This is a genomic window from Oleiphilus sp. HI0117 (assembly GCF_001635235.1).
In genome coordinates this window covers 1-701 of the sequence record NZ_LWGA01001221.1, presented here as the reverse complement: position 1 = coordinate 701, position 701 = coordinate 1, and the positions used below count along the sequence as shown (strand labels likewise).

General features: G+C 39.9%; 1 protein-coding gene. It reads left to right on the top strand.

Annotation, left to right across the window (positions count from 1 at the left end):
- Positions 1-514: 514 nt before the first annotated feature.
- Positions 515-701, top strand: a 187-nt coding sequence (locus tag A3757_RS21360; RefSeq protein WP_156506477.1) for a hypothetical protein, incomplete at its 3' end; no start/stop codon positions are given.

The window sequence follows — 701 nt, the reverse complement described above, 5'->3', positions numbered from 1 at the left end:
TCTGCTTTAGCTAGAAGCGTAGTCGTAAAGCTACTTTTTGTACTGAAGCATGTGGTTTATCGAAGCATAAAATAACGATTTTGAACACTAACTCTCGGATTATCGTAACCTTGAAAATGAACGCTTTAAGTTTAAATTTTACTATTTTTACCACGGTTAATAATGATCGCGTTGCTCTTTTAGAAATATTTAGGATAGCAAAAACTTAATATCAAAAAAAAGCCGCTTTAGAAGCAAAGCCTTAATTTTCCAGCAAGCTAGTTCATGACGATTAGGCCAAAACCAAATTGCACCTTCAACGGCAAGTTTTGGCACTTTTCTGACCAAGTCTTGCTTAGAATGGTTAGGCCCAAGTCAGACCATTTATTCTAATAGGCCAGCTTGGGTGCTGACTTTTAGGCATTAGTTATATCGTGACCTAACACGTTTAAAGCTCGTTTTCGCCCTAAAAAAGCATTACCCTGTCTAGCTAAATACTCATTTATAAGTACATAAAACTTTTGCTATAGAGCTTATGCCTGCCAAACAGAAGATTCTTAAAGTTCGTCGCCACTATAACCAGTGGGTGGCTGACCAAACCCTAGAAGATTACGCCTTACGATTCACCGCTCGTAAAGCTCGGCGTATGGGTATTAGCCGTGTCGGCAAAACCGCTTTAGGGGCGACTGCTTTTTTGGCACTTGAAAGCATTGCTGCAGCGG